The organism is Flavobacterium sp. PMTSA4, assembly GCF_032098525.1.
Lineage (GTDB): Bacteria > Bacteroidota > Bacteroidia > Flavobacteriales > Flavobacteriaceae > Flavobacterium > Flavobacterium capsici.
In genome coordinates, this window is record NZ_CP134890.1 from 636,336 (window position 1) to 657,504 (window position 21,169).

18 protein-coding genes are annotated in these 21,169 nt (G+C 31.0%); 10 read left to right on the forward strand and 8 right to left on the reverse strand.

Annotated elements, in window-relative coordinates:
- Positions 1 to 53: 53 nt before the first annotated feature.
- Positions 54 to 548: a CAP domain-containing protein gene (locus RN605_RS03020; protein WP_313321836.1), complete on the reverse strand. Its 495-nt coding sequence runs from the start codon at positions 546 to 548 to the stop codon at positions 54 to 56.
- 281 nt (positions 549 to 829) lie between these two features.
- Between RN605_RS03020 and RN605_RS03025 the strand changes: the two genes are divergently transcribed.
- The 3 genes from RN605_RS03025 to smpB are packed head-to-tail and all read left to right on the forward strand — an operon-like array spanning position 830 to position 2,749.
- A complete protein-coding gene (locus tag RN605_RS03025) occupies positions 830 to 1,684 on the forward strand; it encodes an aldose 1-epimerase family protein (protein ID WP_313322090.1) in 855 nt (284 codons plus the stop codon).
- Positions 1,685 to 1,690: 6 nt separating this feature from the next.
- On the forward strand, positions 1,691 to 2,251 hold the full coding sequence (locus tag RN605_RS03030; RefSeq protein WP_313322091.1) for a GNAT family N-acetyltransferase: 561 nt from the start codon (positions 1,691 to 1,693) through the stop codon (positions 2,249 to 2,251).
- 45 nt (positions 2,252 to 2,296) lie between these two features.
- Positions 2,297 to 2,749, forward strand: coding sequence for an SsrA-binding protein SmpB (gene smpB, locus RN605_RS03035; protein WP_313322093.1), 453 nt, complete (start codon positions 2,297 to 2,299; stop codon positions 2,747 to 2,749).
- On the opposite strand, the gene RN605_RS03040 is transcribed toward smpB, so the two are convergent.
- Positions 2,746 to 3,387, reverse strand: coding sequence for a protein-L-isoaspartate(D-aspartate) O-methyltransferase (locus RN605_RS03040; RefSeq protein WP_313322095.1), 642 nt, complete (start codon positions 3,385 to 3,387; stop codon positions 2,746 to 2,748). The genes smpB and RN605_RS03040 overlap by 4 nt on opposite strands.
- Positions 3,388 to 3,520: 133 nt before the next feature.
- On the opposite strand from RN605_RS03040, the gene RN605_RS03045 reads away from it, so the two are divergent.
- From RN605_RS03045 to RN605_RS03075, 7 genes are read left to right on the forward strand one after another with little or no spacing between them, the layout of a single operon-like run.
- On the forward strand, positions 3,521 to 4,489 hold the full coding sequence (locus tag RN605_RS03045; RefSeq protein ID WP_313322097.1) for a Gfo/Idh/MocA family protein: 969 nt from the start codon (positions 3,521 to 3,523) through the stop codon (positions 4,487 to 4,489).
- 42 nt (positions 4,490 to 4,531) lie between these two features.
- Entirely contained in the window at positions 4,532 to 5,419 is an 888-nt protein-coding gene (locus RN605_RS03050; RefSeq protein ID WP_313322099.1) for a 3-hydroxyacyl-CoA dehydrogenase family protein, read from the forward strand.
- Positions 5,420 to 5,425: 6 nt separating this feature from the next.
- Positions 5,426 to 6,652 (forward strand): DUF1015 domain-containing protein, encoded by a 1,227-nt coding sequence (locus tag RN605_RS03055; RefSeq protein ID WP_313322100.1) that lies wholly within the window; start codon positions 5,426 to 5,428, stop codon positions 6,650 to 6,652.
- Between the two features lie 12 nt (positions 6,653 to 6,664).
- Positions 6,665 to 7,324, forward strand: a complete 660-nt coding sequence (locus RN605_RS03060) for a YggS family pyridoxal phosphate-dependent enzyme (protein ID WP_313322102.1) — start codon at positions 6,665 to 6,667, stop codon at positions 7,322 to 7,324.
- Between the two features lie 11 nt (positions 7,325 to 7,335).
- The gene (locus RN605_RS03065) at positions 7,336 to 8,697 is read left to right on the forward strand and encodes an exonuclease domain-containing protein (RefSeq protein ID WP_313325781.1); all 1,362 of its coding nucleotides are present in this window, start codon (positions 7,336 to 7,338) and stop codon (positions 8,695 to 8,697) included.
- Positions 8,694 to 9,611, forward strand: coding sequence for a tRNA (adenosine(37)-N6)-dimethylallyltransferase MiaA (miaA, locus tag RN605_RS03070; protein ID WP_313322104.1), 918 nt, complete (start codon positions 8,694 to 8,696; stop codon positions 9,609 to 9,611). The genes RN605_RS03065 and miaA overlap by 4 nt, the downstream gene beginning before the upstream one ends.
- The gene (locus RN605_RS03075) at positions 9,612 to 10,349 is read left to right on the forward strand and encodes an acyl-[acyl-carrier-protein] thioesterase (RefSeq protein ID WP_313322106.1); all 738 of its coding nucleotides are present in this window, start codon (positions 9,612 to 9,614) and stop codon (positions 10,347 to 10,349) included.
- Between the two features lie 35 nt (positions 10,350 to 10,384).
- Here RN605_RS03075 and RN605_RS03080 read toward each other — a convergent pair whose 3' ends face one another.
- From RN605_RS03080 to RN605_RS03105, 6 genes are all read right to left on the reverse strand, one after another.
- The gene (locus RN605_RS03080; protein WP_313322108.1) at positions 10,385 to 11,086 is read right to left on the reverse strand and encodes a response regulator transcription factor; all 702 of its coding nucleotides are present in this window, start codon (positions 11,084 to 11,086) and stop codon (positions 10,385 to 10,387) included.
- Positions 11,087 to 11,096: 10 nt separating this feature from the next.
- Positions 11,097 to 12,674, reverse strand: coding sequence for a sensor histidine kinase (locus tag RN605_RS03085; RefSeq protein WP_313322110.1), 1,578 nt, complete (start codon positions 12,672 to 12,674; stop codon positions 11,097 to 11,099).
- A gap of 70 nt (positions 12,675 to 12,744) precedes the next feature.
- Complete coding sequence (gene coaE / locus RN605_RS03090; RefSeq protein WP_313322112.1) at positions 12,745 to 13,329, reverse strand: dephospho-CoA kinase; 585 nt, start codon at positions 13,327 to 13,329, stop codon at positions 12,745 to 12,747.
- Positions 13,326 to 14,330, reverse strand: a complete 1,005-nt coding sequence (locus RN605_RS03095) for a glycosyltransferase (protein ID WP_313322114.1) — start codon at positions 14,328 to 14,330, stop codon at positions 13,326 to 13,328. Before RN605_RS03095 ends, coaE begins: the two co-directional genes overlap by 4 nt.
- A gap of 78 nt (positions 14,331 to 14,408) precedes the next feature.
- Positions 14,409 to 18,008, reverse strand: coding sequence for a T9SS type A sorting domain-containing protein (locus tag RN605_RS03100; protein WP_313322116.1), 3,600 nt, complete (start codon positions 18,006 to 18,008; stop codon positions 14,409 to 14,411).
- A gap of 96 nt (positions 18,009 to 18,104) precedes the next feature.
- A complete protein-coding gene (locus tag RN605_RS03105; RefSeq protein ID WP_313322118.1) occupies positions 18,105 to 21,092 on the reverse strand; it encodes a T9SS type A sorting domain-containing protein in 2,988 nt (995 codons plus the stop codon).
- Between the last annotated feature and the right edge of the window lie 77 nt (positions 21,093 to 21,169).

The following is a 21,169-nucleotide window of genomic DNA, read 5'->3' on the forward strand; positions in this document are numbered from 1 at the left end:
ACAATGAATGGGTTTCTAAAGATCTGTCAAAATCAAACAAAACAATAATCAAACTATTTTTTTATAAACATATTAGTGTAAAATTTTCTGCCTGTTTCTGGGTCGATAGTTACAGAAATACCAAAGTGAGTAAAATCTCCTTCGATATTGGCTCTATGTCCAGGGCTGTTTTTCCAAGCGGCAAATGCGCTTTCTGGGGTAACATAATTGTAAGCTACATTTTCGGCAACTCTTTCTGCTCCCAATACTTGAATTAAGTTATCGGCTCTTTGTTGAAAGTAATCGTGACTTAAGGCTTGTTTTTCAATCATGTATTCATTGTGACCTTCTGAAGTATATGAAATATGATTGATAACTTCTAAACTGTTTAATCCTATAGATTGTCTGTAATCGTTGATAAGTTGAACTAAACGACTTTCAGTTTCATTGTAGTTGTACTCCGTAACAAGTTTTGCGGAAGAAGTAGCAGATGAATCATCTGATGAACAAGATACCATAGTGAACACAATTGCTAACGGCAACAATGCTCTAAACATTTTTGCTTTCATAGTAGTAGGTTAAGTTTTTAATAAAGTAGATGTGGGGCAAACACTTTATTGAGATTAATATTGACAGAACGTATTGTTTGATTTGGTTCAGCAATACTACGTAAAACATCGTTTAAATTACAAATAAAATCGATGAAATACATTTTTTATTTATATTTATAAGATTATATCTTACATAAATGCAGTTCGTCGATGGTTTGAAAATTTATTGTTTAATTTTAAATATTAATACATCTAGAATAACTTTTTTCATATATTTATTCGATTTAAAAAAGTATCCTTTGATAGTTGCTATAGAAAACAAAAACTTAACCGCCAAGATTAATCTCAAAGGTGCAGAATTATTTTCACTACAAAGTAATACGTCCAAAGAAGAATATATTTGGGAAGGAAGCCCAGTTTTTTGGGGAAAACACTCTCCTATTCTTTTTCCTATCGTCGGAACGCTAAAAGATAATTGTTATTTATATAATGGGAAACAATATGAAATGCATCGTCATGGTTTTGCAAGAGATTTGGAATTTAAAATTAAGAAGCAATCAACAGAAAACGTTACACTTTCATTATCATCAAATGAATTGAGTAAATCAAAATATCCATTTGACTTTGAACTTTTAATAGATTATAAATTAAATGAAAAAAATCTAATAGTTTCATATACAGTTATTAATACTGATTCAGTTACTTTACCCTATTCAATTGGCGGTCATCCTGCATTTGCTTTAAATGATAATTTTGAAAATTATTCATTGGAGTTTGAAATCAACGAAACATTAAAACGCTACATTTTAAAAAATGATTTAATTTCAAGTGATTTTGAAGAAATTGCACTCGTTGACAAAAAACTACGTCTTAATTATGCTCTTTTCCAAAATGATGCTATGATTATCAAACAAATGAATTCAAAATCAATTTCAATTTTAAAAAGAGAAGTGCCATTTTTAAAATTTGATTTTAAAGATTTTCCAAATTTTGGAATTTGGACAAAAATCGGCGCACCTTTTATTTGCCTTGAACCATGGGTTGGTTATTCGGATACATTTGAAAATTCTGGAATACTATTTGAGAAAGAAGGAATTCAGACATTAGAATCAAAATCGGAAAAAAAATATTCATTTAGTATTACTATTCTATAAAAACAAATGTTAGAAATTAACTTCCATCCATTTAAAAACTTAGAAACAGAACGTCTTTTTTTTAGAAGGATAACTCATGCCGATGCTGAAGAAGTATTAGCACTTCGTGGCAATCCTGAAGCTATGAAATATATTCCAAGACCATTAGCTTTGAGTATTGAAGATGCTATTGGTCACATTGACATGATAAATGAAAAAATTGATTCTAACGTTGGAATCAATTGGGGAATTACATTAAAAGGCAGTAATAAAATAATTGGAATTATTGGTCATTATCGCATTCAACCAGAAAATCATCGTGCCGAAATTGGATACATGATTTTACCAGAACACAATGGTAAAGGTTATGTAACTGAAGCATTAAAAGCAATATTAGATTATGGTTTTAACGACATGAATTTACATTCAATTGAAGCAGTCATTGATCCAGAAAACATAGCTTCTGAAAAAGTTTTACAAAAAAATGGCTTTGTAAAAGAAGCTCACATATTAGAAAATGAGTACTTTGACGGAAAATTTTGGGATACCGTTATTTATTCCTTGTTAAAAAGAAATTTTACCAAATAATTTTACAATTGGAGTTTGATACTTTTGTTAGTACATTTGCCATCCATGCAAAAAACGATAAACATACTTAATAAAAGAGCAAAATTCGATTATGAATTAATCGAAGTATATACCGCAGGAATAGTTTTAACAGGAACCGAAATTAAATCATTACGGTTAGGAAAAGCTAATATTACAGAAGGTTTTTGTGAATTTTCAAATGGAGAACTTTTTGCAATCAACACACAAATTGATGAATATCTTTATGGAAATCAATTTAATCATAAAGCAAAAAGCGAACGTAAACTTTTACTCAACAAAAGAGAATTAAAAAAACTGGAAAGAGCAATTGAAACCAAAGGTTTAACCATTATTCCTATACGTTTGTACATTAATGAAAAAGGATTTGCAAAACTAGAAATTGCTTTAGCAAGAGGAAAGAAAACCTACGACAAACGTGAATCACTTAAAGAACAAGACACAAAACGTGATTTAGACAGAATAAAAAAATCGTTTTAATTTTTATTTTCTAATAACGGTACAAATCTAAAATCTCCAAATTCATGTTTTTCAAACTGAGTTTCATTTTTTCGAATTAACATCGTCATTATCTGTTCCTTTTCACCAACAGGAATAACCAACTTTCCTCCTATTTTTAGTTGCGCCATCAACGCTTTTGGAATAATTGGCGCGCCAGCAGTAACAATGATACTGTCAAAAGGTGCATGATTTGGTAATCCTTTATAACCATCGCCAAACGATAAATGTTTTGGACGAATTCCTAATTTTGGCAATAAATTAGAAGTTGTTTTGAACAATTCATTTTGTCTTTCCACAGAATATACTTTAGCTCCAAGCAAACATAAAACGGCAGTCTGATAACCAGAACCAGTTCCTATTTCTAGTATTTTTTGTTCTTTTTTGACTTCTAATAATTGACTTTGAAACGCAACTGTGTAAGGCTGAGAAATGGTTTGACCAGCGCCAATTGGAAACGCTTTATCTTGATAGGCAAAATCTTCAAAACTTGAATTTATAAATAAATGTCGTGGAATTTTTTTTATGGCCTCCAAAACATTTTTATCAGTTATTCCTTTTTCCTCTAATACCTTTACTAACTGATTTCTAAGTCCTTGATGTTTATTTGTATCTTTCAATTTGGGCTAAATATTTTTGGTAAAAATAGAAGTTAATATTTCAAAAAACAAGTACCAAGTTACAATCAACTTTTAAACTCTTAAACTTTTAAACTTTAAACTAAAATAGTACTTTTGGTAAAATTTATTTTTTATGTTAAAAGTTGGCGTTTTAGGTGCTGGACATCTTGGAAAAATACACTTGCGTTTATTACAACAATCTACAAAATATGAACTGGTTGGTTTTTATGACGAAAACCAAGAAAATGGAAAAAAAGTTGCAGCCGAGTTTGGCTATAAACAATTTGATACCATTGCAAGATTAATTCATGCAGTTGACGTTGTAGATATTGTTACTCCTACTCTTTCTCATTACAAATGTGCCAAAGTTGCCATAAAATCGGGCAAACATGTATTTATCGAAAAACCAATTGCTACAACGGTTGAAGAAGCTGAGGAAATCATTGCTTTGGCAAAAGAATTCAACATAAAAGGACAAGTTGGACATGTTGAACGTTTCAATCCCGCGTTTTCTGCAGTAAAAAATCAAATTGAAAATCCAATGTTCATCGAAACGCATCGTTTAGCAGAGTTCAATCCTCGTGGAACTGATGTTCCTGTAGTTTTAGATTTAATGATACATGACATTGATGCCATTTTGAGCGTTGTAAAATCAAAAGTAAAAAGTGTTCACGCCAGCGGAGTTTCTGTTTTGAGTCAATCGCCAGATATTGCCAATGCTCGAATTGAATTTGAAAACGGTTGTGTTGCCAATATAACTTCGAGTAGAATTTCGATGAAAAACATGCGTAAATCACGTTTCTTTCAAAAAGATGCATACATATCGGTTGATTATTTAGATAAAATTTGTGAAGTAGTAAAAATGAAAGATGCTCCAGAAATTCCGGGTGATTTTGATATGATTTTACAAAATGCCGAAGGAGAAAAAAAACAAATTTATTTCAACAATCCAGAAGTTGAACCAAACAATGCTATTTTGGATGAATTAGAAACTTTTGCAGACGCTATAAACAACAACACTACTCCAATTGTAACTTTAGAAGACGGAACTGAAGCGCTAAGAGTTGCTTATATGATAATTGATAGTATGAATAGAAAATAATTCTATTAAAATTTAAAACTAGAATAAAACTAAACTAATATAATGAAACACATTGCAGTAATTGGTGCAGGTACAATGGGCAACGGAATTGCCCATACTTTTGCTCAATCAGGATTTACAGTAAAATTAATTGATATCTCTGAAAAATCATTAGAAAAAGGAATGGCAACTATTGCTTCTAACCTTGATAGAATGGTTACAAAAGGAACGATTACCGAAGATGATAAACACAAAACAATAGGAAATATAATTACTTACACTGATATAAAAGACGGCGTTGTTGGTTGTGATTTAGTTGTGGAAGCTGCAACTGAAAATGTAGGTTTAAAAATGAATATTTTTAAGCAGTTAAGCGATGTTTGTGACCATAATGTAATCTTGGCTTCAAACACATCTTCAATTTCTATTACGCAAATTGCTGCACAAGTAGTACATCCAGAACGAGTAATTGGAATGCATTTTATGAATCCAGTGCCAATAATGAAATTGGTAGAAATCATTCGTGGATATTCAACTTCTGATGAAGTTACTAAAATAATTATGGATTTATCAGTGAAATTAGGCAAAACACCAACCGAAGTAAATGATTATCCAGGCTTTGTTGCTAACAGAATTTTAATGCCAATGATTAATGAAAGTATCGAAACTTTATACAATGGTGTTGCCGGTGTTGAGGAAATTGATACAGTGATGAAACTAGGAATGGCTCATCCAATGGGACCATTGCAATTAGCAGATTTTATTGGATTAGATGTTTGTTTATCAATTCTAAATGTAATGTATGATGGTTTTAAAAATCCAAAATATGCACCTTGTCCATTATTAGTAAATATGGTTATGGCCGGAAAACTTGGAGTAAAATCAGGTGAAGGTTTCTATGATTATTCCGAAAGCAAAAAAGCAGAGAAAGTTTCTAAACAATTCTCTTAAAAAATAATGAGTAAAATAACTCCTTTCAAAGCGGTTCGTCCTGCGCCAGATAAAGTTGGTTTAGTAAGTTGTCGAAACTATGAAGACTATTCTCCGGCTGAATTGGCTGCTTGGTTAAATTTTAATCCTTATTCGTTTTTGCATGTAATCAATCCAGCTTATGTGAATGCACAAAAAATAACTTTAGATAAACGATTTAAAGGTGTAGCACATAAATACCAAGATTTTAAAAATGAAAATGTTTTGATTTCTGAAGAAAAACCTGTTTTCTTTCTCTATGAAATTCAGACAAAAAACAGAACATTTACCGGAATTGTAGCAGGAACTTCTATTGATGACTATAAAAATAATGTTATCAAAAAACACGAAGACACATTACAATATCGTGTAGAATTATTCAAAGATTATTTGCATCAAACTGGTTTTAACACCGAACCCGTTTTGATTACGTATCCAGACAACACAACTATTAACAATTGGATTTCTGAAAAAAAGAAATCTCAACCAATTTATAATTATTCAACAACCAACAAAGAAAAACATCAGCTTTGGAAAATTGAAACAGAAGAAGAAATTGAATGGTTACAAAATCAATTTGAAAAAATTTCTGAATTATATATTGCTGATGGACATCATCGTTCTGCTTCTGCTGAATTGTTGTATGACGAATACAAACAATCCGAACATAATAATTTAAATTATTTTATGAGTTTTCTGATTGCTGAAAGCAACGTGAAAATATATGAATACAATCGAATTATTAGAGATTTAAACGGTTATTCATCGGAAGAATTTTTAGAAAAACTTTCAGAGAATTTTATCATTAAAGACAAAGAACAAGAACTTTGGAAACCGCAAAGTAAGTTTGAATTTGGAATGTATCTTAAAGGTAATTTCTATGCTTTATTTTACAAACAAGATGGCAATTCTAACAATCATAAATCAATTTTAGAAAACCTTGATGCTCAAATTTTGTATGGCAAAGTATTGAAACCATTACTAGCTATCGAAGATTTAAGAAATGATGAACGCATTGAATACATTCCTGGAAAGCAATCAATTTTAACATTAAAAGAGTTGGTTGATGAAGGTGAATTTGAGGTTGGATTTATGTTATTTCCTAGTGATATATCAGAAATAAAAGCATTGGCAGATAACAATTTAATCATGCCACCAAAAAGTACTTATATTGAGCCAAAATTTAGAAGTGGTTTGATGGTTTATGAATTGTAACTAATGTTTAAAATGTCAATAAAAGATAATTTACTAAAAATAAAATCATCATTACCTGAAAACGTTACACTAGTTGCGGTTTCAAAAACCAAACCTGTTTCTGATTTGATGGAAGCTTATGAAGCTGGACAACGCATTTTTGGTGAAAATAAAATCCAAGAAATGACCGAAAAACATCAACAAATGCCCAAAGACATTCAATGGCATATGATTGGTCATGTTCAATCGAATAAGGTAAAATATATGATTTCTTATGTAAAATTAATTCATGGAGTTGATAGTTTAAAATTACTAAAAGAGATAAATCGACAAGCTATTCGTTGGAGAAAAAATGTGGATTGTTTACTCCAAATTCATATAGCTGAAGAAGAAACAAAGTTTGGTTTAGATGAAAATGAACTTTCCGATATTATAAATTCCGATGAATTTAAATCATTTAAAAATATTAAAGTAGTTGGTTTAATGGGAATGGCTACATTTACTGATAATCAAGAACAAATAAAAAAAGAATTTACAGTATTAAAATCAATTTTTGACAAATACAAACCAACCGAAACTTCAAATTTTAAACTTGAAACACTTTCCATGGGAATGAGTGGCGATTATCAATTAGCTATTGATTGCGGAAGTACAATGGTTAGAATTGGAAGTAGTATTTTTGGAAACAGATAAATAAAAAAGTTATTTACACTATTCTCGACATAGAAACCACCGGAGGACAATTCAACGAAGAAGGAATTACAGAAATCGCTATCTATAAGTTTGATGGTCATGAAATAGTTGATCAATTTATAAGTTTGGTAAATCCTGAAAAACCAATCCAACCTTTTGTGGTAAAATTGACTGGAATAAATAACGCTATGTTACGTTCAGCACCAAAATTTTATGAAGTAGCTAAACGCATTATCGAAATTACTGAAGGAACAATCATTGTGGCACATAATGCTTCATTTGATTATAGAATTCTGAGAACAGAGTTTACTCGTTTAGGTTATGATTTTAAACGTGAAACGCTTTGTACTGTTGAACTTTCAAAAAGATTAATTCCTGACCAACTTTCGTATAGCTTGGGAAAATTAGTTCGTGCATTGGGAATTCCAGTAACTGATAGACACAGAGCAAGTGGTGATGCAATGGCAACAGTGAAATTATTCAAAATGCTTTTGGCTAAAGACAGCAAAAAAGAAATTATTTCTGAGTTAATTAAGAAAGAAATAAAATCTGGATTGTCGCCAAAACTACTTGACATTGTTGAAAGTTTGCCAACAAAAACCGGAATATATTATATTCATAACGAAAAAGGAAATTTAATATATATTGGTAAAAGTCGAAATATTAAAAAAAGAGTTAATCAGCATTTTACAGGAACTTCGGGAAAAAGCAAAAAAATTCAAAGAGAAGTTTTTGCAGTTACCTATGAAGTCACAGGAAGCGAATTGATAGCTTTATTAAAAGAAAGTGAAGAAATAAAAATAAATAAACCTATTTATAATCGTTCACAACGAAAAAGTATTTTTCAATGGGCTTTGTACCAAGAAAAAGATTCAAAAGGTTATATTAACTTAAAATTACTAAAAGCTGATGGCAGAAAAAAGGAAATAACCTCTTTTTCTTCAATACAAGAAGGAAAGAATGCCTTGTTTAAAATAACAGAAAAACACAATTTGTGTCAAAAAATAAATGGTTTATATGAAACACAAAATGGTTGTTTTCAACATAAAATTAAAGAATGTAATGGAGCGTGTTTAGGGAAAGAATCACCAGAATTATATAATGAACGTGTTGAAGAATTCATTCGAGAAATGAAATTCGAAAACGACAACATGGTCATTATTGACAGAGGTCGAAGTATTGATGAACGTTGCGCTGTTTTAATTGAAAATGGAATTTACAAAGGCTATTGCTTTTATGACTTAAATTATCAAATAAACAACATCGAAATATTAAAAAACATAATTATCCCGATGCAAAATAACCGCGACACAAGAACAATTATTCAAGGTTATTTGAAAAGAAATAAAGTATATAAAATTGTCAAGTTTTGAATTATTTAATCACGATAATTGGTCCTACTGCAATAGGAAAAACAGCTTTAAGTATTTCTTTAGCAAAGCATTTTAATTGTGAAATTCTTTCATGTGATAGCCGACAATTTTATAAAGAAATGAAAATTGGAACTGCGGTTCCAAATGATGAAGAATTAGCAGCAGCTAAACATCATTTCATACAAAACAGAACCATTTTTGAAAATTATTCCGTTGGTGATTTTGAGCAAGAAGCCATTCAAAAACTAGATGAATTGTTTTTGCAAAATAACATTCAAATTATGGTCGGTGGTTCTGGTTTATATGTTGATGCCGTTTTAAAAGGTTTTGATGATTTTCCAAATATTGATAAATCAATAAGAAATAAATTAAATTCTGATTTTGAATTGTTTGGGATAGATTATTTACAGCAAAAGTTAAAAGAACTAGATGCTGAATATTATAAAAAATTAGCCGATGAAAATCCTCAAACATTACAAAATCCGCAGCGAATGAAACGCTTTGTAGAAGTTTGTATTGGAACTGGAAAACCCTACTCATCCTTTTTAAATCAAAAGAAAAATAATAGAAACTTCACTCCTATTATCATTGGTTTGGAAGCTGAAAGAGAAATCATGTACAATAGAATTAACCAACGTGTTGACATCATGATTGAAGAAGGTTTGCTGGAAGAAGCAAAAAATCTTTATCCAAATAAAGACCTAAATGCTTTACAAACGGTTGGTTACAGAGAACTTTTTGACTATTTTGATGGAAAAACTACTTTAGAATTTGCAATAGAGGAAATCAAAAAAAACACAAGACGATTTGCAAAAAGACAATTAACTTGGTTTAAAAGAACTGAAAATGTTGCATGGTTTGACTTTAAAACAGATATCAATGAAATTATTAATACCATAAATTCAAAATTATAAATGCCTATTTCACCTGATTTCGAATCAAAACTAGTAAAGGATTGGAAAATTAATTTTTTGCAATGTTATCCAAATGGTTATTTGAAATACACTGACTTATGTAATATTCTTCAATTAACTGCTGCAAAACACGCAGAACTTGGAGGTTTGAGTTTTAATGACATGCAAGAATTTCATCAAGCTTGGGTTTTGAGCAGAATTCGAATTGAAATTAATCGATTACCGAAATGGAAAGATAAAATAACTGTGAAAACCTGGATTAATTCGCTTGAAAACTCTCGTTCTATTCGTTGTATCGAATTATTTCAAGGAGAAGAGAAACTCGTAGGTTGTGAAACTTTTTGGGTTGTAATGAATACCAATACTCGCCGACCAGAGAATTTAGGTTTGGCACATGAACATTTTATTAAATATCCTGAAAGAGCAACTTTAGAGAGTTTTTCTAAGATAGATATACAACATGATTTCAAAAAAATTACTGAGCAAACTGTAAAATTATCTGATTTAGACATTGTAAATCATGCTAATAGTGTAAAATATCTTGAATGGTGTTTGAATTATATTGATGTTGAAGCCGTTTTTTTTCAGAAAATAAAAACTATTGAAATGAATTATTTAAAAGAATTATCTCTGAATGATGCTTTTGAAATTTCTAAAAAAACTGAAGACAACAAATTAATATACAAAGTACACAATTCTGAAAAAACTAATTTTGCACTTCAATTAGAACTTAAATAAAAGGCTTTCCAAAATGGAAAGCCTTTGCAAATTATTTATTTTTTAACAACCAATCGGAAACCTTCACCGTGAATGTTTAAGATTTCAACGTTTGGATCGTCTTTTAGATACTTACGTAATTTGGCAATGTAAACGTCCATACTTCTTGAAGTGAAGTAATTGTCTTCTCTCCAGATTTTTGTCAAAGCTAATTCTCTAGGCATTAAATCATTTTCATAAATCGCCATCATTTTCAACAATTCTGATTCTTTTGGTGATAATTTTATTGGTTCACCACCATTAAATGTTAAAAATCTTAGCTTTGAATTTAAGTGAAACTTACCAATTTCGAATTCAAATTTTGCTGGTTCGTTTTTATTTTCTGCAGCTTTACGTTGAATGATAGCTTTAATTTTCATCAATAAAACATCCGAATCAAATGGTTTATTTAAATAATCATCAGCTCCAACTTTGTAACCTTTCATCACATCTTCTTTCATTGTTTTTGCAGTCAAGAAAATCAAAGGCACATCTTTGTTTTTTTCACGTATTTCTTTTGCCAAAGTATAACCATCTTTGTATGGCATCATGACATCAAGAATACATAAATCGAAGGTATCTTTTTTGAACTTTTCAAAACCTTCCATTCCGTTTTTAGCTAAAGTAACCTCAAAATCGTTAAGCGTTAAGTATTCTCTCAAAACAATACCGAAGTTTTGATCATCTTCAACTAGTAATATTTTATTTTTATTTTCCATAGCGTGTATATTAATTAATCAGTGGCAATTTTATTATAAATGTACTTCCTTTTCCTTTTTCACTTTCTACGTAAACTTCACCATTATGGTCTTCAACTATTCTTTTTACGTAGGCTAATCCTAATCCATGTCCTTTAACATTATGAACGTCGCCTGTATGTTCGCGATAAAATTTTTCAAAAATTCTTTTTTGAGCTGCTTTGCTCATTCCTATTCCGTTGTCTTTTATTTTTATTATTATAAAATCTTTTACGTTTTCAGTATGTACATCAATAACTGGAATATTTGCCGAATATTTAATTGCGTTATCCAAAATATTAACCAAAACATTGGTAAAATGAACATCATTCAATAATACTGAAGATCTGGTTGCATCAAAAGTTTTAGTAATACTTCCTTCTCTATCTTCAACAATTAAATTAACATGTTCAATTGCATCTTCTATAATTTCATGAATATCATGATTTTCCTTATTGATTTCAAGTTCTTTCTTCTCTAATTTTGATATTCTCAATACATTTTCTACTTGAGCATGCATTCGCTTATTCTCATCTTTAATCATTTGAAGGTAACGACTAACTTTCTCTTTATCTTCAAAGACTTTTGGGTTTTTGATAGCATCCAACGCTAAATTAATTGTAGCAATTGGCGTTTTAAACTCATGCGTCATGTTATTGATAAAATCGGTTTTAATTTCAGAAATCTGTCTTTGTTTTATCAATTGACTCAATGCACTTGAATAAGCAATTACAATAACTAATGTGAAAATTGTTGATAATACTGCAATTCCAATTAACTCTGATATTAAAAACTTCTTCTTTTGAGGAAACTGAATTAATAATTGATACTTACTATTTCCTTCGCTATCAGTAAAAATAGGAATTGAATAATTTGCATCTTTATCATACCTAAAAGCTTCTGATTGAATCTTAGTAGCTAATCCGTTACTGTAAATACTATATTCGAATGGAGTATTAACTCCATAAATTTTTAACTCTTTAGATAATAAATTCTTTATCAATTCGTTAGAAACTCTTTCTTGTATTGGCTTTAAAGCAGCTATATCTTTAAAAAAAGTTTCAAATTGAGCATTGTTTAATAAATCAAGTTTTCCAGACTTTTCAATTTTTAAATCAGGTGAAACATTTTGTTTCATTGAGTTATCAACTGCTCCATTGTAAACCTCTGTTTTTCTATTCGCTGTGTAATTCTTAATTTTATATGGTTCGCTATTTTTATCAAAATAAGCAGATGTAATACCATAATCTTCAGAAGTAATATTATTAGAATAAACAATTGTTTGGTTCGTTCTAACATCACGCTGATAAAACTTTAATTCAAGAAAATCACTTTTTTGAGGTACTTTTCCAGTACTATCTGCTACTCTATTATAAATTTCATAATAGTTATAGGCTTCAAGTTTATTTAATTTTTCGGCAACATTTCCAAGAACTTGTTTTGCATGAAATTTAAATTGCTCTTCATTATTTTTAAATGAAGTATCAAACCAATATACTTGCACTAGAATAATACCTATTAATGATAAACTCATTAAAATAACAAGTAGTCTGAAAAACAATTTATTCATTAAACAAATTTAGTATTTTAACATTTAAGCAATAAAAACATTAACCAAAGATTAACAAATTAAGGTTATTTTAAATATTATTCAATAAATTATGAATTTGATATGTTTTTATTAAAGCTTCTTTAACATCTTCATTATGAATAATAAAATCACTTTTGGCAACTTTTTCATCATCGCTCCATTGATTTTTTATTCTTTTTAAAACATTTTCTTTTGTAGTATTATCTCTTTTTAAAATTCTCTCAATTCTAGATTCTAATGTTGCAACCACAGTTATAATATAATCACAATCCTTATAACTTCCACTTTCAAATAAGATAGCTGCTTCTTTTATTATATACTTTGAATCTTTGTGACTATTCAGCCAATTCTTAAAATGCTTTTTAACCTCTGGATGAATTATTTTATTAAGTTCTTTCAACTTTTCGGGATTTGAAAAGACTATTTGAGCCATCTTTTCTCTGTTTACTTTGTTGTCTTCTAAAACATCTTCTCCAAATTTATTTTTAATTTTTAGAATAACATCATCAGAATTCATTATTTTTTTTGCTTCATCATCAGCAATGTAAACTGGAACTCCAAGTTCTTTAAAGTAATTTGCAATGGTTGTTTTACCACTTCCAATTCCGCCTGTAAGTCCAACTATTTTTGTCATAATTTTGATTTAAAAAATAATTCAGGAAAAGCTTTTTCTGGTTGTTGTTTTTGAATTTGTATTTTAAAGAAAGAATTCATAAATCCTATTCCATATCCCCAAAACTGTTTAAAAACAGCATAAACAGAGAGTAATCCAATAGAAAACGACTTATTTTGAATGGATGAAAAAAGGAGTATTAAAATAAAATAGAATCCGTAAAGTTCTAAAAAAATAGGTTGTTTTAGAAACAACATAACAATTGAAAACATTAATCCAAGTATAAAAATTGTTGGGAAATAGAAAGTCAATTTTTTATAATCTGGATGCCACAAATCTAAAATTGGTCTTGCTTTTCCAAATTTATTTACTTGAATTGAAAATTTATTCCAATTAATTCTGCGTTTGTGAAATACGTAAGCATTTGGAAATAATCTTGTTTTAAAACCAAGCTTCCAAAGTCTAATAGATAAATCTGGATCTTCACCAGGATGAATATTCCCAAAACCATTAGAAGTTAAAAATGCTTCTCTAGAAATTCCCATATTGAAACTTCTAGGCTGAAATTTATTTATTTTTTCAGAACCACCACGAATTCCACCTGTTGTCAAAAAAGAAGTCATGGCAAAATTGATTGCTTTTTGAATATCTGAAAATGATTCATGAGCAGCATCAGAACCACCAAAACAATCAACAAAATCGTTTGTTAATTCTAATTCAACTTCTTTTAAATAATTTGATGGAATTAAGCAATCAGAATCAAAAATTATAAAATAGTCACCTTTAGCAACTTTCATTCCATAATTTCTTGAATCACCTGGACCTGAATTTGATTTATAATAATATGAAATATTTAATTTAGATTGATAATTAGAACAAACAACATCTGACATTAGTGTAGATCCATCTTCAATAATTACGATTTCATAATTTTTGTCATAATCTAATTTTGTTAAACTAGAAAGTAATTCTTCTAATTCATCTGGGCGATTATAAACGGGAATAATTATTGAGAATAGCATTCTTTTTTTTAACAAATATAAAGCAAAATAAAAAACCACCTATTTCTAGGTGGTTTCAATTTTATAAAAAGTTAAAAATTATTCTTTAATAACTCTAACCGTTTTAGTAGTATTATCCGAAGTAACTTTTACTAAATATGCTCCTGAAGCTAAGTTAGACATATCAACTTGAGCTGTATTAGCATTAAAATCATTAGATGTCATTTTTTGACCTAATAAGTTGAAAACTTCAACATGAGAAATATTTTGACTATAAGATAAGTTCAAAATATTTTTCACTGGGTTTGGATAATAAGTAAATGTTGAATTATCAAAGCCAGTATTCGATAAACTAGGATCAGATAATCTTAATCCAAAAGTTCCTTGCTCTGATGAATTACTCCAAACTTGAACATAATAAGTATTTCCTGCTGTTAAACCTGTTAAATTCTCAGTTGTAGTAGTAGTGAAATTTGAATTACATGTACCAGCTACTTCTGTTAAAGAACCACAAGCACCTTCATAAACAGTAAAGTTTGCAGACGTAATAGTACCTAAAGAAACTTCACAATCTACCAAACCACTAGTTGGTGCAACAAATGAGAACCAAACATCTTGAATTGAACCAAAAGTATCACACGTTGGTTGTGCTGAATTAACCGTTCCAAATGAATTATCTGAATTAACGATTATACCATCAACATTAACAGCTAATGAAGTACCACAGTCTTGATTATTAACTGCAGGAGGATTTACATCTGTACATGTAACATCCATATTAAAAGCTCCAATACTTCCAACATTCCATCCTTCAACGGCTATATAATATGTAGTTGTTCCATCAGAAGTAAAAGTTACTTTAGAGCGAGTTGTTAAAGTACAAGTATTATCATCATCATTGGCAGCAATTAAGGTTAAATTACCTGAAGTTCCTGTATAAACTAAAACTGAAGTATCATAAGATGAATTACAAAGATCTAATGTAACTGATTGAGAAGTTCCTGAACCTGTAAAAGAATACCATACATTTGGAGCATCCATATCAGCACCAAATCCATCAGGTGCGTTATCTTCATCTAAAGTTGCTAAAGTTGTATCACCAGAATAAATATTTCCACAGCTAATAGCAATTGCATTAGCAAAATTGTCATTTGCTGGTGGTGGTGGTGGTGTTCCAACACAAATATCGAAAGTAGTATTTTGACCACCAGTTGCAGTGTAAGTATACACTCTAATATAATATGTTTGTCCAATTGTCAATCCTGAAGGATTACTAGTATTTGGATCAGAACATGACCCTGGAACTAATGCTAAACTATTACAATCTGTACCAGTCCATAAAGAATGATACATATCTGTAACACTTCCTACAATATTAGATAAGGTTATTCTATGTGATGTGTTAGAAGCAACAAATGAATACCAAACATCATCATCTTCTGTGCCAAAACAAGCAGTTGCATCAATAGCTGAAGCAGTTGCGCTTTGCACAGTACCACTTGTTACTGTTCCACAAGCAAAATCTGAATTAACTGTTAAAGCAATTGCACCTGAACAATCGTCATTTGCTGGAGGTGCTGGAGGTGTTCCAACACAAATATCAAAAGTAGTATTCTGACTTCCAGTTGCAGTATAAGTATACACTCTTACATAGTATGTTTCTCCAATTACTAATCCTGAAGGATTACTTGTGTTTGGATCTGAACATGAACCTGGAACTAATGTTAAATTATCACAGTCAACACCAGTCCACAATGAATGATACATATCTGTAACACTACCTACAATATTAGACAAAGCTATTCTGTGTGATGTACTAGTGGCAACAAATGAAAACCAAACATCATCGTCTTCTGTTCCAGCACAAGTAGTTGCATCAACACTTGAAGCAGTTGCACCTAGAACAGTTCCTCCAGTAATTGTTCCACAATTTAAATCAGTATTGACTGTTAAAGCAATTGCTCCTGAACAATCATCATTGGCTGGTGGTGTAGCAGGTGAATTAACATTAAGTGTTTTCCAAACTGAATAATTATTTGTTCCACAAACTGCTCTAACATAAAAAATATAATTAGTTGAAGGTGAAAGAGAAACACCTGTCAACGAAGTAACCATAGTTGATGTTCCAGATGTTGGTGTTGGATCAGAAGCTAAAGCTAATACGTACTCCCATTCTGATTCAGAGCCACCAGCATTCCAAGATAAATCAACTGAAGTTGAAGTTAAATTTGTTGCAACAGGTGTAGATGTTTCAACACAAGAAGGGATAGTTTCAACAACGAAATTATCAATAAAGAAATCATAATCTTCTGCATCATCTATTGTTCCATCAGTTGCGTAAAATGCAAATTTTGTATTTGCATTTGTATAAGCAGGAAGTTCTAAAGAGAATGTATTATTCGAATTTAAAACATTAGAAGCTGCATTCAAAGTTGTTAATACTTGCCAAGTTGTTCCTCCATCTTCAGAAATAACTAACTGAACAACATCATCAGAACCCATAGCGCTTGGAGTTGTGTTATTCCAAGTTGTAACTGCATAATCAAATTTTACTCTATAGTTACCTGCTGTCATATCAATTGTTGGTGATATCATCCAACCAATTCTATTTAAACTATATAAATTTACTTTTATAGCACCAGTAGTTCCACTATTTAAAAACCCATCAGCAGCCCATATTCCAGCTGCAGTACCAGTAGGACCAGTTGTTGGATCTCCAGCTGCAGCTCTAGTCCAACAATTAGGAGGAAAAGTTGCAAAATCTTGAGTGTAAGAAGGTGTATAAGATGCACAAGGTGTTGTAAAAGTAATAGATGTCCAAACGGAATTATCATTTGTACCACAATTTGCTCTAAGATAAGCTTTATAGTTAGTAGCAGGTTGAACTGAATACCCAACAACTGAATTAGTCATAACTGTAGTTCCACTTGTTGGCGCAGGATCTGTAGCAAGCAAAACAGCATATTCCCATTCTGATTCAGAGCCACCAGCAACCCAATTTAAATCTACAGTAGTTGTAGCAACATTAGAAGCTGCGAAACTTGTAGGCGCTGGACAAGATACTAAATAATCAAAACCAATTTGAGGTCTTCTATAATTTGTTGAAGTTAAACTTGCTCCTGGAGTTCCAGTTGTGTTATTAATGTACTTGGTAGTATTACTATTAGAAGTAGTAATACAAGGAGCACTATATTCATACTCCCAACCAATAGTTGTTGAAGCTGCAGTATTGATATACTCCATATAAACAGCTAAATTCTGTGTACCACTGTAAAGAAAATTATTAGATAGAACAAAATTCTTCCATCCAGCATTAGAACCGACAACAGAAGTAGGATCTGAATTGTAAACTAAAGTTGCTGTGGCAGTTTCTGTAGCCCAATCGATTGCTGTTGCTCCAAAATCTGTTTGAGATGTTTCTTTTAAATAAATTCTAAAATTTGGTGCACCAGACATTGAACCAGTAGCAGTTAACCTATTGAAATATAAACTAGTCAAAGTTTGTCCTGCAATTGGGGCTAATTGAGCACTTGGATAAATAACTGCGGTTCTATTCGTAGCATTAGCAGTTGCTACACTATTCATTGGTCCGTATGTATTGGAAGCAATTGTTCCATTACACAAAGGAACCTGATACAATTGAGCTTTTATACTTGAAAAGGATAAAAGCATGAAAAGGTAAAAAGTAATTTTTTTCATATTCTTTGTAGGTTTAATAAATTAATTATCAAATATACAAAAAAACCACCCAAAAAAGGGTGGTTTTTTATGAAAAGCATAATATTTGTTTACTTTTTACTCTTTTAACACTTTTATTGTTTTTACAGCATCATTTGATGTAATTTTCAATAAATATGCTCCAGTTTGAAGATTAGACATATCAATTTGAGCTGATGTTGTATTCACATCATATTGTTTAATTTTTTGTCCAACTAAATTATAAACTTCTATTTGAGTCATTTCTTGACCATTGTTTATAGTTAAAATATTTCTAACTGGGTTTGGAGAGAAAGAGAATGAATTGTTTGAAAAATCTCCATTAGATAAATCTTGGTTTCTTGAAACTCTCAAACAAAATGTTCCAACATCGTTAGCACTATATCCTGATACTCTAACATAGTATGTAGCACCTGCATCAACTGGTGAGTCAAGTATTAATGAATTCCATGAAAAACCATTAGGTAATGTTGTAGTACCACCATCATTATCACAATCTAATTCTACAAGTGATCCACATACACCAGAATAAAGTGCGACCTCTGTATCATAAAGCGTTCCACCTGTAAAATCAGTAGAAATATCAACCGTAGCTACATCAGAAGGCACTGTAAATGAATACCAAACATCATTTTGACCATAATTAAAACAATCTGCTAGTCCAAGACCTGAATCTGTAGCACCTAAGTTTGTACCATTTGTATTTGTTCCGTTACAGAATGTATCATCAACTGTTAACATTACTGCACCAGCACATTCATCATTTGCAGGAGCTGGAGGAGGATTTACCGTTAAAATACCGTTTACAAAAGTTGTTCCATCCCAGAAGTTTCCATTGTTTGGATTAGATTGGTTAATTCCACCATATACATATGCACCTCCATTTAAATTAAATCTAGTTGCATAGTAATATGTTCCTGGAGCTAGAGTACCACCAATATTAGCTTGGTATTCATCATTATTTCCAATGCTACCTGCATTCCAAGTCATTGGTGTCCATTCTGTCCAAGTGTTAGGATTTGTATTCATATCACTTATTCCAATCCAAGCATTAATACCTGGTGCTTGACCATCAATATTAGGCACAACATCTGTTAAACCTCCTTCATAAACTTGTCCGTAAACATTAACATCGCCTCCTTGATCAATAGTTGCTGTTGGTGGCCATTGAAGACTTACATAGTCAGGAGAATCTGTTGAAGGTATACCACATGTGAAAGATCTTATTCTACTATTTGTATTGTCTCCACATTGATCATCAGTATGTGTATAGAATCTAATTTCACCATCTTGATCAGAAACCCAGGTCACAGGTGTAAGACCATAAGCTAAAGCAACTCCTCCATCAGAATTACCAATTGTAATAAAATCTGTTGATATTGAACTTCTAAAAGTATAAGTTTCACCAGAAACAACTGTAACTACTGAATATTCTCCAGCATAACCAACAGTTGTGATTACATTATCAGTTAATCCATCACAAACTTGAGAACTGTAAGTTCCACCTGGCCATTGACCATTTGGAGCTGACAAACAATAGCCAGGTGAAGCTTCTGTTGTGAAACTCCAAACTGCACATCCGATAGCATCACCAGCAGCATTTTTAGCAATTACTTGCCAGTAAACTGTTGTATTGTAGGCCCCAATAGGTCCAACATTGTTTATGAAAGTGTCTGTTACATTTGCTCCAAAAGCTAATGTAGTTGGAGTATCTCCTGTGTAAACATCATATGATGTAGCAGGATCACCAGTTGTTGGTGCTGACCATGAAATATTAAACGCAGCTGTTGCGGATACTGTAGTACTTCCATCTGCAGGAGAAGGATTTGTAGCACAACCTGGCAAAGTTGCTGAAGTTGTACATGAAACTCTTCTTTCTCTATCTGTTGCTTGTGTACCACAAGTATTATTTGAATGTAAATAAAATCTAACTACTCCATCAGTTGTTGGTGTATAATTTGCAGTTCCTAAACCTACCGCTAAAGGTGTCATCCCATCAGCTGAAGCAATAGTAACATAATCTGTTGCAATTGAACTTGAAAAAGTATATGCATTAGTTGCAAATACATTTACATTAGAATACTCTCCTGCATAACAAAATGGATCTATTGAATATACTGTTCCATTACAACCCGGTACATTATAAGTTGCTGAAGGATATAAAACACCAGTTAAGCAAGCCACACCACAAATTACATTAGTTTCTCTTTCAGCATCTTGAGTACCACATGATGAATTAGTATTTAAATGAACTCTAAGATTTCCTGAAAAATTTGAAACCCAAGTTAAAGGTTGAACACCAGAGGCAACTGCAGTAACACCATCATCTGTACTTAATGTATAGTAATCAGTTCCAACAGAGCTTGTAAAACTATATGTTTGTCCGCTTGTTACAGCAACATAAAAATAATCTCCTGCCCAACTATCAACTGCAATTTCGTTAGGTGTAAACCCATCGCATATTCCTGGAGTTGTTGTAACAGTTGGATAATTAAATCCCGTTAAACATGCTGCAACGGCAGTAACAGAAAGCGTATAATCTTCAGCTTGACCAAAACCAGTTCCACCTGTATTACAAGAATCAGGAAAAGCAGTTGTACTAAAATTATATTTCTTAACTACTCTCATTCTAGTATTTCCACCCATAGCAGTACCTGGAACTGAAATGCTTCCAACTAATTGAATAGCATCAACACCAGTTGAACCATTAATATTTCCAATATTATAGGTTTCTCCTGGATCGGTAAATACATTGTTATGATTCCAATCAATAAATACAGATAAATTAGTGTTAAAAGCACCATCTGTATTACCTTTTAAAGTAATTGGATATGACTGTCCAGCTGTTACATTTCCTGTGATAGCTGTATAATCTTCATGCGCGACAATAGTAGTTCCATTTGCTGTTCCTACGAGCGCTGAAGTAGTGTTGTTAATACCAGCAAAATTAACCAAGGTTATTGGCTCTACATTGTTGGTAAACGTTATTGGTCCACAATAGGGGTTTGGGAATTGTGCAAACACCATGCTACTTACCAATAAAAGTAAACAAGTAATTTTTTTCATATTAGTTATTAGTTAAAAAAGTTAATTTGATAAATGTAGAAATAATAAAAAAAACTCACAAATATTTTTTTGTGAGT